This is a genomic window from Paenibacillus sp. P22 (assembly GCF_000469945.2).
In the GTDB taxonomy this organism is placed as follows: Bacteria; Bacillota; Bacilli; order Paenibacillales; family Paenibacillaceae; genus Paenibacillus_O; species Paenibacillus_O humicus.
The window spans coordinates 15,632-28,885 of the sequence record NZ_CBRA020000126.1; the positions used below are offsets into that span (position 1 = coordinate 15,632).

The window sequence follows — 13,254 nt, forward strand, 5'->3', positions numbered from 1 at the left end:
TTTCTCTGTCTGGCTTGGTTCCAAGTATAGCCGGGAGGCCGCGGCCGGCCCATTGATTCAGCTTACAGCCCGCCTTACAACATTGTCACCTGACTTGGAGATCCTTATGGATGGCTTCCCCGTGGAAAGACAGTGTCGCGGTCGTCCCCTCTCCCGCCGCGGATTCCAGCTCCAGGCCGACGCCCATGCGCGAGGCGACCTCCCGGGCCAGATAGAGGCCCATGCCCGTCGACTCCTCCGTCTTGCGTCCGTTCTCTCCGGTGAAGAACGGATCGAACACTCGGGGAATATCCTGTGCCGGAATGCCGATGCCTTCATCCCGGACGGAGATGCTTGTCCCTCCGCCGGTCTGGCTGACGATCGCGATGGCCAGCTGTTTGCTGCCGGGCTTGGGACGAGAATATTTCACGGCATTGGCCACCAGCTGCGCAAGCAGGAAATGAAGCCATTTCTCATCGGTCTCTACCCAGCCCTCCCCCGTGATGCGAGGATAGACGCCGGCGGCGATGATGAGCCTCTTGTGCGCGTTGACCGCCGTGCGGGCGGCCTCGTGAAGAGAGACGCGCCTTGGATGGAAGTCCATCGCGAACTCGTCCAGGCGGGCGGTGTGCATCATCTGCTCGAGGCCGCGGGCCAGCTTGTCCGTTTCCTCCCGGAGGCTGGCCGAGGCATCCTGAAGCTCCTGGCCGACAAGGCCCGGCTTGCTGGCCGCGTTCTGCGCGATCAGATCGATGACGGATACCGGCGTCTTCATATGGTGCACCCATTGGAACACGAAATGCCGGTGCAGCTCCCGCTCGCGGTTATGCTGCTCGAGCCGGTCCTGGCTCTGATGGCCGAGCACCGAGATCAGCTCGGCCGTTTTTTTCTGTTCGGCCGTTACCGGCGACAGCAGCGGCTTCCAGCCGGCCGGCTGCCCGGTCATGCGGAGCAGCTGCTTCAGGTAAGCCCTCTGGCGCAAGTAGCCGAGCATCAATCCGGCAACCGTCATGCAGAGCGACAAGAGCAGGAAATAGCCCAGAACCGCCCAATCGACGCCGGCGGAAGACATCACCCTTTCCAGGTACCAGATCGCCGCTCCGGTCAGAAGGGAGGAAGCCACGACGGAAAGGCTGAACAGCTGCCCGCGCAAATAAAGCAGCAGAGCCGAGTGCCGCTTCATGCCCGGCTCTCCGGCGCCGAAGAACGGCCGCCCCCTTCTTCGGCCAGTTGAGCTTCATTCAGCCTGTAGCCCTGGCCGCGCACCGTTTCCAGCACGCCTCTTAGCCCGATCTCCTCCAGCTTGCGCCGGAGCCGGGTCACATTGACCGTGAGCGTATTGTCATCGACAAAGCTCGTATCGTCCCACAGGCTTTCAAGCAGGTTGTCCCGGGAAACGATCCGGCCCCCCGACTCAAGCAGGCTTTGCGCGAGCAGCCGCTCGTTTTTGGTCAGCTCGACGGAGCCTCCCCGCCATTCCAGCAGGCTGCGGCTCGCATCCAGGCGGAGAGCTCCCATGGCGACGGCTTGATCGGCAGCGTGGGATGCAGAACCCGCAGTGGACGCGTACTCACCGTAAGCGCGGCGCAGCGCGCTTTTGATTTTGGCCATGAGCAGATCCAGATGGATCGGCTTCGTAATATAGTCGTCCCCGCCGTTTTCAATCGCCATCACCTGATCCATCTCGCCCGATCGAGCGGAGATGAACAGGACGGGAGCTTTGGAATGCTGGCGGAACTGGCGGCACCAGTAGAAGCCGTCGAAATACGGCAGATTGATGTCCATCAGCACCAGGTGAGGCGCATGCTCGCGGAAATCCTCGTTCAGCTCCTTGAACCTGGCCGCCCGCTGCGGCTGGAAGCCGTAGCGCTCCAGCGCCCCCGCCAGCTGCTCGGCGATCTTGTCATCGTCCTCGACGATCGTGATTCGGTACATAGAATTCCCCTCCATATAAGGAAAGTTTACCACAAAGGGGAAAAACCATGAGCCGGGCTTAGGTCGGGAGAAACCTCCACTAGCGATTGACCCTTGCCCCCTGGTGATTTAAGATCATTTTGCATCCGAATCGTGTTCAGGCCTTCTTTCCGCCCAAGTTGTTGAAAACGCTTTTATGTTCATATTATGCCGATAAAAGGAGGCCATCCATGAATTACGACGTCATCGTGGTCGGAGCCGGGCTCGCTGGACTCACGGCCATATGCGAGCTGGCCGCAGCCGGCAAGAAGGTGCTGCTTGTCGATCAAGAGCCGGAAGCGTCTCTGGGCGGTCAAGCCTGGTGGTCGTTCGGAGGGCTGTTTCTGGTCGATTCTCCGGAGCAGCGGAGGATGGGCATCAAGGACTCCCGCGAGCTCGCCTGGCAGGACTGGCTCGGGTCCGCCGGCTTCGACCGTGCGGAGGACGAAGACCGCTGGGGCCGCCGATGGGCGGAAGCCTACGTCGACTTCGCCGCCGGAGAGAAGCGGGCATGGCTGCGCTCCCTCGGCATCTCCTTCTTTCCCGTTGTCGGCTGGGCCGAGCGCGGCGGTTATCTGGCCGAGGGCCACGGCAACTCCGTGCCTAGGTTCCATATCGTCTGGGGCACCGGACCGGGCATCGTGAAGCCGTTCGAGGCCCGCGTCCGGGCTGCAATAGACTCGGGGCTCGTCGACTATCGTCCCCGCCACCGGGTCGACGGCTTCATCAAGCAAGGCGCCTCCATCGCCGGGGTGCATGGCGTCGTGCTCGAGCCCAGCCGCGCAGGTCGCGGCGAAGCAAGCTCTCGGAAGCCGGTCGGCGAGTTCGAATTCCATGCCGCAGCCGTGCTCGTGGCCAGCGGAGGCATTGGAGCGAACCACGAGCTGATCCGGCAAAACTGGCCGGAGCGGCTCGGACGGCCGCCCGCAACGATGCTGTCCGGCGTCCCGGCTCATGTCGACGGACGGATGCTCGGCATTGCGGAGCAAGCCGGCGGCCGCATCGTCAACCGGGACCGGATGTGGCATTATACCGAGGGCATCCGCAACTGGAGCCCTGTCTGGAACCGCCATGGCATCCGGATTCTGCCCGGCCCTTCCTCGATATGGCTGAATGCCGAAGGCAGGCGTTTTCCCGCTCCGAACTTTCCCGGCTTCGATACGCTGGGCACGCTGAAGGCCATCCAGGATACGGGTTATGATTACTCCTGGTTCGTCCTCACCCGTAAGGTCATCGGCAAGGAATTCGCCCTCTCCGGCTCGGAGCAGAATCCGGACCTGACGGGCAAGAGCATCCGTGGCGTCCTGGGACGGGCCTTCTCTTCCGTACCAGGTCCGGTCCAGGCGTTCCTGGACCGCGGCGAGGACTTCGTCACGGCCGGCAGCGCAGCCGAGCTGGCTGCAGGCATGAACCGGATCGCCGGCAGCTCCCTTATCCAAGCGGCCGAGCTGGAGCGGCAGCTGCTGACCAGAGACCGCGAAATGGACAACAAATTCTCCAAAGACCTGCAGATCGTAGCTCTCCGCGGAGCGAGAAGCTATCTCGGCGACAAGCTCATCCGCACCGCGGCTCCCCATAAATTCCTCGACCCGGCCCATGGTCCTCTCATCGCCGTCCGGCTGCGGATCGTCAGCCGCAAGACGCTGGGAGGCCTCCAGACGGATCTTTCCGGGCGGGTGCTCGGCACCGAGGGAGCTCCCGTTCCCGGCCTGTACGCAGCGGGCGAAGCGGCCGGCTTCGGAGGCGGCGGCGTGCACGGCTACCGCGCGCTGGAGGGCACCTTCCTCGGCGGCTGCCTGTTCACCGGACGTCAGGCGGGGCGGGCGCTCTCCGAGCAGCTCCATTAACAGAGCCGCAGCCCCAGATCAAGCTGGCGCACGGATTTCAGCTGCCATTGCTCTGGCTTGGCATTTCCCGTTATCCTCTTGAATATAAAAATGCCCCGGCGATCGAATTCGACGCCGGGGCTTCCCATTCGTTCTCCTGAAAGCAGAAAGCCCCGGCTGTCGAGTCCGACACCGGGCTTCCCTATGCTTCCGAACAACCTGAAAATCCGCCCAGGCTGCTGTGCTCTTGCACGCAGACGGCCTCGAGCCGGATGCCTCAGCCTCATTCATTGAACGTCAATTGAACGTCCGCTCTTAGCCGCGGCTGACGAAGAAAGGCAGCTGCTCGATGCCTGCCAGACGCAGGTAGACGAACAGCTGGCCTTTATGGTGGATCTCGTGGTCCTTCGCGTTCTGAAGCAGGATATGACCCGGCATCGCATTTCCAAAGAAATCGATCTGCCGCTCCAATTGCTCCCCGCCGATCGAGCGAAGCAGCTCCTCCGCCCGCTCGGTCGTGGAAGCGACAAAAGCCCGGAGCTCATCGGCCGTATGGAGCGAAGCCGGCTTGCCTCCCGGCATGTAGGCGCCGTTTGCAACCGTCGCGGCAAACATGACCATCGAGCCGGCGATGTGGACGACGAGCTCGGACAATGACATGGCCTTCTCCCAAGGCTTCATGCCCAGCTGCTCATCTGTTACCTGTTCCAGCATTTGAGGCAAAACGTTGCGGTGGCTGCGCCACTCGGCGATAAATCCATTGATGTCAGTCATCTCATGGTTCTCCTTTGGTGGATGGGATGGGCCGATAGGTATAACGGCATCCCTCATTATATCGGACAGCAGGGGGCATTTCATCTTGGAGCCAGACAGAGCGGCACCGGCTCTGCATCTTGACATCCTGCAAGGGAACAATTAAACTGAAGATAAATGACTGACATTCATTCATATGCGGAAAGGATCGTGCTTCCCATGGATAAACGACAGCTGATTATCAATGCCGCCATTGCGGTCTTGCAGGAGAAGGGCATGGAAAAAACCAAAATCTCCGACATCGTGAAAGAGGCGGGAATCGCCCAAGGCACCTTCTATCTGTATTTCCCTTCAAAGCTGTCCGTCATGCCGGCGATCGCGGAAGTCATGGTCCAGAACATTCTCGTCCGGCTGCATGCGATCGATGACGGCGGCAGCGCCAGAGAGCAGCTGGACGGCATGGTCGAAGCGATCTTCGAGGTCACCGAGCAGCATCGGGATTTGTCCGCGCTGATCTACTCCGGCATCACCCAGACGGAGCATGTCCGGGAATGGGAAGCGATCTACGACCCGATTTACAAGTGGATCAACGGAAGGCTGGTCCAGTTCCAGGAACGCGGCGAAATACGCCCGTCCATCGCGACCGCTTACGCAGCCAAGCTGGTGCTCGGGCTTATCGAAACCGCCGCCGAGCAGAATTATTTGTACGCCGCTTCGGACAGCGCAGTCGTGGAGGAGCATGTCGCGGAGCTTAAAGCGTTTCTTGTCGCCGGGCTTGGAGTGAAATGACGGCTCTGCGTCTTTTCACAGCTAATTATGACTGACGTTCATTCATATAAATGATTTCAATAAATTGCAGGACTTCATTTCATATGACGCATTCGTTTTAACCTTTTTTCGTTTAACCGTTTCATTCCTATATGATTTCCTTCATCTCGAAAGGTGTGTCTCTCATGCATGCGCAACAAAAAAAACAAACCCGCCAAACCGCAATTAGGCTGGCTGTTCGTCGGACTGACCTGCCTTATGGAATGGATCTGGGTGTATGGCTTCCATACCGCGAATCTCCCTTGGCACTTCGTCCTGATCGCCGTTCTCATCGTCATCGACTTCTACTTCCTTTATCGGGCCTGCCAGTCCATCCCTACCGGCACCGTCTACGCCCTGTTCGCGGCAGCGGGAACCATCGGCACCGCTCTGATGGACGCCACCCTGTTCGGGGGCACCTTCAGCATCGCCAAAAGCCTGTTCATGATTCTGCTGCTGATCGGGATCGTCATGCTGAAGCTGGCGGACGGCAAAAGCGCCGATTCCTCGCCTAACAGCTGAAATAAACCGGCAAGCAGCCAATGGCCGGTTCAACCAATTTAGAAAGACAACATGGAGGTTATCATCATGGGTTGGATCTTTGTTTTCTCCGCAGCGGTCTGCGAAGTGACCGGAGTCGTAGGACTCAGCCGCTTCTCCAGGCGCAAAAGCTGGCTGAACGCCCTGCTGTTCGCCGGCGGCTTCGCGGCGTCGTTCATCCTGCTTTACGCTTCGTTCCAATATCTCCAGCTTAGCATTGCCTACACGGTATGGATCGGTCTCGGAACCTCTCTTGCCGTCGTGACGAACATGATCTTTTTCGGCGAATCGAAAAGCAGGATGCGGATGCTCAGCCTGCTGCTGATCGTAATCGGCGTGAGCGGACTGAAGGCCGTATCTTGAAACCGATTGAACAAACCGGGAACGAGAGGACTCGTTCCGGGGGCTTCAATTGTTCTCGAGACCGTGCTGGTCTGATTACTTACCATCAAAGTTGAACATCCTATTTTAATTCGACTTCGGAGTTGCGGGACTCAAAGCTTTGAATGCGATTTTATGAAGCTTTCGAGATTTTAAAAGCGAACTCCCATGTTGCAGTATTTCCGGAATAGCGGCCACGATTCTCGACGACGGTCACTTTCATTTTTTTCGTCACGGTGCCCTTGATAGCGGACAACTTGATTGTTGAGCTTCCTTTTCCGATGTCAGGAATCTTGTCCTGTTCCTCGACGTCCACTTCCAGCTTGATGGTTTCGCTGCCCTTTACTGTCAGCGTGACCGAATAGCCCTCCTCAATCTCCTTGCTGCCAGCCCGTGCTTCATACCGCCACTCGTTGCCGACATGATTGTTCTCGACCAGCTTCGCGCTTACGAAGGTGACTTTGACGCTTGTGGCTTTGGGGGCCGCCAATAGCGGTTGGGCGGTAAAAGCAACCAGGAGCAGCAGAGCAAGCAGAGCATTTATTCCTTTTCTCTTCAAGCGCATCTTCCTTTCCCTTTTGCCTAAAGAGTATACAGCATATATATGAATGATATAAATATATCCATTAATGGATTCTTGGAAAGAACAATAAAATATTCTACGCCGGAGGATTTCCTTTTTCGGAATCTAACTTGCAGCTATCAGCTCATCTTCGGGTTGGAACTTTTCGCTGTTTCCTGTTCAACACAAAAAAACCTTCCGAACGTTGTATGTCAACATACAACGTTCGGAAGGTCGGATTTACAACCCATAACTGCCGTATTGACGGTTGATCATAATCAATTCGACGATTGTGTATTTTCTAATCCCAATTCACAGCCCTTGTATTTCGGTTGTAAGAATTCCGAATTGGACCCTAAGGTAAACTCCCGACTCTGCGCCGCCTTAAAACCTTCTCAGAGGCGCTGGCCTCAGCACTCGTCCGGCTTCGGCTTGCCGGCGTCGCTCGCCGTGCGGAAGCTTGATCCGCAGCCGCAGGTAACGGTGGCGTTGGGGTTGTGGATCGTGAAGCTATCGTTAAGCCTGCGCAAGGTTAAAACCCCGTCAGATCAACGTTTTATAGCGCGTCCGTGGATTGCGGACATGCCGTATGGATTGCGGTGTCCTCGGTAAAGGATACGTTAATAGCCGCTGATACTATTGTATCCAATTGAACGCGTATCCGCAATCCAGCGGACAAACACCCCGATATATTTTTGTTGCGTGGAAACTCCGAGGGGCTGTCAAGGGGGTTCGAGGGGGCCGCCATGGGGGGTCGACGCTTTACCGTACTAAATCGTCCTGACGTTTATGCACCCGACTGCATACGCGAGGATTGATGATATGTGATCCGCAATCCCTCCAGCATACGGATAATCCGCGCCACTACGCCATTCCTGCGACATAGGCGCCAGTGTACGATTATGTATGATTATGCAACGCGAGAAAACCGCACCGTTACGCCATCCGCTTTATCGCGATGAAGTCCGGACGGACGGCGGTTATGCAGGCGTTTATGCAGCGTGAAATCGGAAGTATTCGGTAGACCCCCCTGAGTTTTCGGACCCCTTCGCATCCCGCGCCTCGTGCAGACTTTTCGCGTAATAGTCGTAAGAACTCGTAATTTCCGATCCCCTTACGTTCGCACTGGCGGAATCCTTGCGTAACCCTTCGTATGTATTCGTATGTAACCGTTCGTTACCTTGCCCTGCGCTATATAAACGAAAGAAAACGCAGGCTCCGGATGAGCACGCGTTAGATAATCGTAGGATTAACGAATTAGCTAGCGTGGTAACACCGGAACCTGCGCGTTAAGGTTACGCCTCTCTTTTTCTCAGCGCATCTAATCGCGCTTTCAATCCTTCGATATCAACCGAATCCTGTTCGCTAATCTTGCGCTCGATACGGACCTGATCGACGATCATATCGTTAGCCTGCATGAGCAGCTTCGCGGCCGCTGCGGATTTGAGCGTAACCGCGCTATCTACCATAGCCGCCATTACTTCGGGCATCCGGTTCATCGTATGACGGACCATCTCGCGCCTGAGCTCCTGTTGAAACTCGTCATCGCGGCGCCATTGCCATAAACATTTACGCGATACTCCCGCCTCGGCTGCGACCTCCTCCAGCGTCTTACCGCCGTTCTTTACTTGCGCGAGCCATTCGATAGCTACGTATTGTTCCGGCTTCAATGCCATATGCTCGTTCCCCCTTCGTTTAATCTCTTACAGGAGTTTTCCCGTTCATAACATCTACGTACTGCTGATCCTCAGCGCCGCCTTTTTTTCTTTTTCTTCTTTTTCGCGGATGCCTTCGCGGCCTCGTCGTCTTCGTACGGAAGCTTGGGCAAGTCATACGTACGCGATAACGTAACGCTCATCCGGTGTACTCCGCCCTCCCACGTATGGCGGTCGGTCGATACGTAATAGCCGCCGGCAATGTCCGTCATCGATTCAAACGCGTAGACGGCGCCGCCCGCGACCACGTCCGCCAGGCCGAGCGCTTCAACCGTTACCTCTTCGCCTACTTTCGCGAGATCCGCGAGTCTCTGTTTCGCGAGCTGTTGTATTTGCGATTGCGTCAGCTTTGAGTCCGCAGTTTCGAGATGTTGCATCGTTCCATACTTCGCTTTCATCGCGCTATCTGTCGCGGTCGCCGTTAGCGGAGCTTTTTCGTCATCCCCGCCAATAACCTTTACGGTCGTGCGCGTTTCTTCGATCGACTGCGACCGGCTTGCGGTCAGGATATTCACGCCATCTTCGAGCATCCATCGGACGGCGGCGTCTTTACGCTCCGCGAGATACAGGCGACCGGACGACGAGTACACGCGGTATTTCTTACCGTTCTGTTTCGATGTTTCGGTCAGCGCGGTCAGCATCATATCCCATAAGTCTTTATTGCGGAGCACCATGCGCGGAATCACGTAGCCCGAATCCGCAATCGTCCCGACCGGTACGCCGAACGCCGAGCATATCTCACGAATGATTGCGGATGCCGTCTTATTCGTTATTAAACGCGAATCCATGTTTTTCGTAAGATACACGTTTTCGTCGTACGCCGTTATCGTCGCGGAACCGGATTGACTGACTTCGTAGGTAAAAATGATGCCGCGAAAAAGGCCGGCATTGTCCGCATAAAACCGGATCTCTTTGCCGACCTCGAAATTAATCGCCTGTTCATCGCCATCAAGCGTATTGGAGAGCTGCACCGTAAGTGTCCGATAAGGCTTCGCGATATCGCCCGACCATTCGACCGATGTCACGAGTGCGTCGATATACGTTTTGCCATCGTAAAGCACGCGTATCATTTTTGTCACCTCTCCTACACCCGCGCTAGGATAAGATAGCGCTGATTATTGTTATATGACGCGACAACTACGCGATCGCCCACTTTAAGGCCCGCCTCGACCGTCACCTCTACACGCTCGCCGTTAGGGTAGCGGAGTGTGACGGTATGGTCGCGTAGGCATTCGGCGATATCAAGCGACAGGGTATCCAATTCAAATTTTTCGTTGTCTAGTCGAACAAGAACGTTAGGTGGCGCTGCCGTTACTGTTCCGAATTCGAAATCAACGTCCTTGTTGTAGCCGAGAAACTTGATTGCGGCACGTAGTTTAGCTGCACCTGAGCCTTCTGGCATCTCAAATGTACTCACCATGCAACTATGCCTGCTATCTTGTGAGCAATTAGGTCAACGTCAGCCTGTTCGCGAATAGTAGTGCCGTATAGGTTAACGTTGACCTGCGGCGCTGGTTTGTTGGCAATTTGTGTTCCGAGCGTTTGGAGTCTTTCGTCGACTTTCGGAAGGTGTGCGAGATAACCGTCTGTCTGATCCGGTAGGCGGAGAACGCTATCAAGCGAACCCGAAGTCTTAGCGCCGGCTCCATACGTTTGCTGCAAATAATTACTGAGGCCGTCTACTTGCGCGGCCGTAGCTGGAGGCACAGTCGAGGTCATACGCGATACAGGCGCTCCGCCCGTAAGAACCGCGCTTGAGTATTTCGAATTCGGGTCCTTATGCGCATTCTCCCAAACGCTGCCGAGATAGCCGGTTCCGAGCGCTGCCACAACCCCAGCGATGGCGTACGGACTTTTCGCGTATTTTGCTACGGTTGATCCGCCGACTGCGGTGGGTACGCCTTTGCCTGGTCCTGGGGAACCCTTACCGGTACTAGCGCCTTTGCCTGTCAGAGTCTTAAAGCCCGCGTATCCGCCAAGCAACGCGAGCAAATCCGGATTATTCAAAATCCCCGTTAGAATACCGCCGCCCAGCGCTACGCCGAGTTTTGTCGCAGCTTCAATGAGTGGTGCGGACGCCTTCAGTGATTGCGCGAGAGTATCGGTAAGCTTCGTTCCAATTGCGGAAATCTTCGCGTTACCGCCTCCGTCAAACCACGAATTAAACGCCGTCATGATGTCGTTAAATACGAATGCGATTTTCGCCTTGATCGTATCCAGCTTCGTAAACTCCGGATTATCGAAATAGCGCGCCTTGATTTTTTTGAACGCGCTGCTAACCGTTTCTACGAATTTTGTCGTCATAGTTCGCGCGGTTGTACGAAGCTTCTCGCCCCATTTATCGATCGTTGCTCCGTTTTTATCGATCCAATCGACCAGCTTACGCAAGGGCGGTGTAATGCCCTCCGCGATACCTTGGCCCCATTTCGTAAGGATCTTCGAGTTAAACGTATCCTTGATCGTCGAATACATGCCGAGGAGTGATTTCGACTGCTTATCCATCATCTTCGGGAAGCGCTCGTTCAGACCGTCCATGAGCGTATTAATTGCGAAATTAGCCGGCACAAGTCCTTTCGAAGATAACTCCATGACCTTCGTCGTCGTTGTTCCGAGTTTCTTCGCGAGGATATCCCAAACGGGAATGCCCGCCTCCATCAGTTGGAGTGCTTCGTCACCCTGCAGCTTGCTCTTCGCCTTAATCTGACCGATAGCCAGCGTAAGCCGATCGATACCATCCGCACCAAGTCCGAGGCCAGCCGCAGCGTTTCCGAGACTCGTCATCATCGGCAGAATTTGTTTCGACGCGAACCCGAACGCGAGCAACCGTTTTGATGCGTCGCGAATCTGCGGAAGTTCGAAGGGGGTTGCGTTCGCAAAGTCAGTTAATTGTGCGAGGAACGCCTGCGCCTTTTGCGCACTGCCGAGCATCGTTGTAAAAGCGATATTCGCCTGCTCCGCCTCCGCTGCGAGTCCTAGTCCGCGCTTGGATACGTTATAGGCTCCGTAGGCAGCCGCGCTTGCGCCCGCTATTCCGGCAGCACCGAGACCGATCGCGCCCCACTTGATGCCGCGTCCAACTTTGCGCTCCAACGAAGAAAACGCGTTGCCGGCGCTTTTTAACGCGCGCTCTGTAGCGCTGATTTCGCGGCGTACAGCGCCTGCGCCCGCTACAAATCGGCCGTTAGCTGTGCGTAGTCTTTCAGTGGCGTCGGTGTATGTCGCGGCTGCTTTCTTCGCGCGGTCGGTCGCATCGGTAACGTCTTTTATCGTCCGTGCTGCGCGCTTCATAGGCGCTGACATATTGTCAACGAGTTTTAATTTCGCTACTAAATCGTAGGCCATATGTTCATCATTCGTCCTTAATGCGAAACGCTGACCGTCTGCTCTCGACTGAGATTTGTTTGCCGGTCGTGAAGCCCGCTTAGTTTAGCGTCGTATCGTTCGGACGTCTTGACTTCAATATTTCTGCGCGAGCAACGGAACACGACCGGCCGCGGCGGCTGCTCTCTCCGCAATCAACGCAACTAGACCCGCCTGTCTCTGTAGTTGCCGTTCGTGTGCGTTGCCTGCGCGGTACATCCTATCAAGCTCCGCCGACTCTTGGATAAATAACTGTATCTGATAACCAACGGTCTTTAGATCAGTCCGCTTGCTGCGGCGAAGGTCCTGCGTAAGCGTCATGATTTCGCGATACTCCACCGGCCAGCGTTCTTCAAAGCGCCAGTCTCCGCATGTAATGTGCTCCCTCGTCTCGTTATGCAGCGCGAGGATAGCGGAGATGCGTTCCAGTTTCGCGCATGTGGCGTCATCAATCTCGAACATTCTCGTCCCTCCTTCGTAAAAAAAAAAATAAAGAAGCCCGAAGGCTTCACGCTATTAGTCCCCGTAGACCTCGCGGCCAATGGCGCAGCTTCCGGCCTCAATTCTGCCGAGTTTCAAGGCGTTGTGAACTTCGGTACTATCGACCCCGTAAATCTGCGGCGATCCCCCGCGGAACTCGAACGATTGTTCAGCAAAAAATGGCGCGTCGATATCCCGAGCTAGATTCGGATTTGTCTCGCGGAGAGTTTCGTAATAAATCGCGCCGGCGGCCGCTCTGAATGCGCGGTACTGCACGATCGCCTGTAAATAAGCGTACTTAGCTTCGGCCACCTTCGAGAGCGCATCGTCATGTCCGGCGTCGAAGAACTTGCGCGCTTCTTCCTTCGCAATCGTGACGGCTGCCTTCGCTAATCGGTCCTGATCGCCGGAAACCGTCCTAAATGCTCTGCCCTTGCGGTCTGTCATCGCGCTGAGCGCAAGTTGGGCGTCTACGATGCGGCGGCGCAGGTCCGTTTCTTGCGGCTGAGTGGCGGCGTCCAGGTCGTCGAGCGTCGAGTCAATCAACGCGTCAAGCTCCGCCTGCATTGCGTTAATACTCGCGGTCAGCTCCGCAATCCGTTCGTCAAGACGCTGGTCAACGTCTCCGAGTTTTTGTCCCGCAGCCTTATACGCGTCGATGGCTGCTTGTACTTTCGCTGGCATTGTCGTCATGTTTTCGTTCCCCTTATCGGATAAATTTGCTTGGCTTTACGATCAGGTCGCGCCATAACCGGAGCTGGCCGGCGAGCGTGCGCGCATCCTCTAGCGCTGTCATTGCGTCGTCGATTACCGCGGATTCTTCCGGCAGCGCGTCGGCTTCGTCTTTCCGGAACGCGGCGAATTCTACTTCATCAAAGCGGCGGAGAACGCGTTTGGT

General features: G+C 56.3%; 15 protein-coding genes and 1 pseudogene. 4 read left to right on the forward strand and 12 right to left on the reverse strand.

The annotated features are described in order from the left end of the window. Positions 1-85: 85 nt before the first annotated feature. Both BN871_RS17255 and BN871_RS17260 read right to left on the reverse strand, forming a co-directional pair. Positions 86-1,162, reverse strand: coding sequence for a sensor histidine kinase (locus tag BN871_RS17255; RefSeq protein ID WP_021880095.1), 1,077 nt, complete (start codon positions 1,160-1,162; stop codon positions 86-88). After that, entirely contained in the window at positions 1,159-1,914 is a 756-nt protein-coding gene (locus tag BN871_RS17260) for a response regulator transcription factor (RefSeq protein WP_048747645.1), read from the reverse strand. Before BN871_RS17260 ends, BN871_RS17255 begins: the two co-directional genes overlap by 4 nt. 209 nt (positions 1,915-2,123) lie before the next feature. On the opposite strand from BN871_RS17260, the gene BN871_RS17265 reads away from it, so the two are divergent. Further along, on the forward strand, positions 2,124-3,779 hold the full coding sequence (locus tag BN871_RS17265; protein WP_048747646.1) for an FAD-binding dehydrogenase: 1,656 nt from the start codon (positions 2,124-2,126) through the stop codon (positions 3,777-3,779). 294 nt (positions 3,780-4,073) lie between these two features. Here the strand turns inward: BN871_RS17265 and BN871_RS17270 are convergent, their stop codons facing one another. Beyond that, a complete protein-coding gene (locus BN871_RS17270) occupies positions 4,074-4,532 on the reverse strand; it encodes a DinB family protein (protein ID WP_048747649.1) in 459 nt (152 codons plus the stop codon). 198 nt (positions 4,533-4,730) lie between these two features. Between BN871_RS17270 and BN871_RS17275 the strand changes: the two genes are divergently transcribed. From BN871_RS17275 to BN871_RS17285, 3 genes are all read left to right on the forward strand, one after another. After that, the gene (locus tag BN871_RS17275; RefSeq protein WP_048747651.1) at positions 4,731-5,300 is read left to right on the forward strand and encodes a TetR family transcriptional regulator; all 570 of its coding nucleotides are present in this window, start codon (positions 4,731-4,733) and stop codon (positions 5,298-5,300) included. A gap of 168 nt (positions 5,301-5,468) precedes the next feature. Continuing rightward, the gene (locus BN871_RS17280; protein ID WP_048747652.1) at positions 5,469-5,840 is read left to right on the forward strand and encodes a multidrug efflux SMR transporter; all 372 of its coding nucleotides are present in this window, start codon (positions 5,469-5,471) and stop codon (positions 5,838-5,840) included. Positions 5,841-5,906: 66 nt separating this feature from the next. Further along, on the forward strand, positions 5,907-6,221 hold the full coding sequence (locus BN871_RS17285; RefSeq protein WP_048747654.1) for a multidrug efflux SMR transporter: 315 nt from the start codon (positions 5,907-5,909) through the stop codon (positions 6,219-6,221). 151 nt (positions 6,222-6,372) lie between these two features. Here BN871_RS17285 and BN871_RS17290 read toward each other — a convergent pair whose 3' ends face one another. The 9 genes and pseudogenes from BN871_RS17290 to BN871_RS28500 all read right to left on the reverse strand — a co-directional run. Further along, a complete protein-coding gene (locus BN871_RS17290) occupies positions 6,373-6,804 on the reverse strand; it encodes a hypothetical protein (protein WP_048747658.1) in 432 nt (143 codons plus the stop codon). Between the two features lie 407 nt (positions 6,805-7,211). Then, a pseudogene (locus BN871_RS27015) lies at positions 7,212-7,322 on the reverse strand (iron-sulfur cluster assembly accessory protein); the annotation flags it as partial. Between the two features lie 774 nt (positions 7,323-8,096). Next, positions 8,097-8,501, reverse strand: a complete 405-nt coding sequence (locus BN871_RS17295) for a phBC6A51 family helix-turn-helix protein (protein WP_021881223.1) — start codon at positions 8,499-8,501, stop codon at positions 8,097-8,099. Between the two features lie 47 nt (positions 8,502-8,548). Continuing rightward, a complete protein-coding gene (locus BN871_RS17300) occupies positions 8,549-9,586 on the reverse strand; it encodes a hypothetical protein (RefSeq protein WP_048747663.1) in 1,038 nt (345 codons plus the stop codon). A gap of 14 nt (positions 9,587-9,600) precedes the next feature. Then, a complete protein-coding gene (locus BN871_RS17305; protein ID WP_021881225.1) occupies positions 9,601-9,936 on the reverse strand; it encodes a DUF2577 family protein in 336 nt (111 codons plus the stop codon). Beyond that, positions 9,930-11,858 carry a tape measure protein gene (locus BN871_RS17310; protein WP_021881226.1) on the reverse strand — a complete coding sequence of 643 codons (1,929 nt, stop codon included), beginning with the start codon at positions 11,856-11,858 and terminating at the stop codon, positions 9,930-9,932. The genes BN871_RS17305 and BN871_RS17310 overlap by 7 nt, the downstream gene beginning before the upstream one ends. A gap of 114 nt (positions 11,859-11,972) precedes the next feature. Beyond that, the gene (locus tag BN871_RS17315; protein WP_048747665.1) at positions 11,973-12,338 is read right to left on the reverse strand and encodes a hypothetical protein; all 366 of its coding nucleotides are present in this window, start codon (positions 12,336-12,338) and stop codon (positions 11,973-11,975) included. A 54-nt stretch (positions 12,339-12,392) separates the two neighbouring features. Then, entirely contained in the window at positions 12,393-13,049 is a 657-nt protein-coding gene (locus BN871_RS17320; RefSeq protein ID WP_021881481.1) for a hypothetical protein, read from the reverse strand. 13 nt (positions 13,050-13,062) lie between these two features. Next, a partial coding sequence (locus tag BN871_RS28500) for a hypothetical protein (protein ID WP_048747667.1) occupies positions 13,063-13,254 on the reverse strand: 192 nt, incomplete at its 5' end.